At 47.1% G+C, this 1,392-nt stretch carries 2 protein-coding genes; both read right to left on the reverse strand.

All coding sequences use genetic code 11. From position 1 onward, the window contains the following. Nucleotides 1–417 precede the first annotated feature (417 nt). Nucleotides 418–1,062, reverse strand: coding sequence for a hypothetical protein (locus tag BOW52_RS16780; protein WP_236725805.1), 645 nt, complete (start codon nt 1,060–1,062; stop codon nt 418–420). Between the two features lie 104 nt (nt 1,063–1,166). Beyond that, nucleotides 1,167–1,392 (reverse strand): hypothetical protein (locus tag BOW52_RS17640; RefSeq protein WP_236725806.1); only part of this gene is annotated, 226 nt, incomplete at its 5' end.

The following is a 1,392-nucleotide window of genomic DNA, read 5'->3' on the forward strand; positions in this document are numbered from 1 at the left end:
TTCTTCGTCGTTCGCTCGCGCTCTCAACTACGAATATGCAGACGGCGTCGACTATCGCGGACTAACCGCCTTCGCTTCGCTATCCATAGCGGTCAGCGGTTGATAGTTAATTCCAGCTACACCCTGTCCTTTTTCAGGAAAGGCATATATACCAAAAAGCCCGGCAGACACAGGAATGGGCAACCTATTTCTCAGCGCCCGAAGCTCTTTTATTCTATTTGAAAGAGCACGACGCTGCTCAAATGTTGAAGCACCATCTGAATCATCTGTAGCTGCGACAACATAGGTCGGCACTGCACAAGTCAGCATGAGGCTTGCAGATAGTAGGGCTACTCTGCACTTCATAACACTTCTCCCAAGGCGACCACTTTTATGCGATCTTTATTGTTATCTTAAATAATTCCAATCGGCGCTTTTTTATTTCAAACTCAGTAGATCAGACACCCCTGGCTGACTTCTGAAAACACCATGACAACCAACGCACCCGGAACTAATATCACCAATGAGCGACGCTGCCTTTACCATATCTCCAGCTTCAGCCGCATCTGCCAGCTTCAGTGCATTCCCCTCAACACTACTGTTGAAACTATCAAGCACGGCCAGACGTTCATCGCTGATATTTTCCATCCCTAGATAGGGAAGAAGACCACCCACAGGAATGCGATGATTAGCAAGACGCCTGGCACTGTCCGCCGTGTGCTCGGGGTTGTCAGTCATGATTCCTGCCAGCACACTTTGGTAATCGGACAGCACCTCGGTCATAACCTGCCGCAGAGTTGCCCTTTCACTGTATCGACTATGCATCGCCAGGATTGCCATTAGCGACATCTTTGTATCCATCGACAGATCTTTAACCTTCCCTTTTAATTCAGGCTTCATCAGCTCGATCTGACTCTGTAAGACTTTTTTCAATTCAGCCAGACTTGGATCTGCCGCACTGACACTCTGTGCAAACATAGAACTACCAATGAGTAGCACCATCGCAACAGACGCACGCCGTATCTTCTGCAGACCGTTAATCAGGTTAAATAAATTCTTTGCTCTAGCGAGTTGGAGTATCATTGGATATGTTCCTCAGTGTATTGGTGTTGTTATATTCAAGACCTACAATAAAGAAGAGTTTTTTCTAAGTGATGGCGCATCTGTAACAAGATGTAACGAGACTGTTACAGAACCGTATCGATAATAAATAAGCGCAGGACTCCCATTGAACACTTACAAGCAGCAGATTCTGGTAGTAGATGACGAACCTGAACTCCGCAACCTATTACAAACGTATCTAACGAAAGAGGGTTCGGGGAGTCGCTATTTTTGCGGAAGCTTGTTTTGGGCATCCAAGCCCAAGCAAGCGGCAAATACTTAACGCGACCGTTTATGCCTGCGGCGCCCCGA

It is taken from the genome of Solemya pervernicosa gill symbiont (assembly GCF_002020875.1).
Lineage (GTDB): Bacteria > Pseudomonadota > Gammaproteobacteria.

What these genes read in the sequence shown, in the direction of transcription:
- BOW52_RS16780 (WP_236725805.1), bottom strand. Translation starts at nt 1,062, where the DNA reads ATGATACTCCAACTCGCTAGAGCAAAGAATTTATTTAACCTGATTAAC.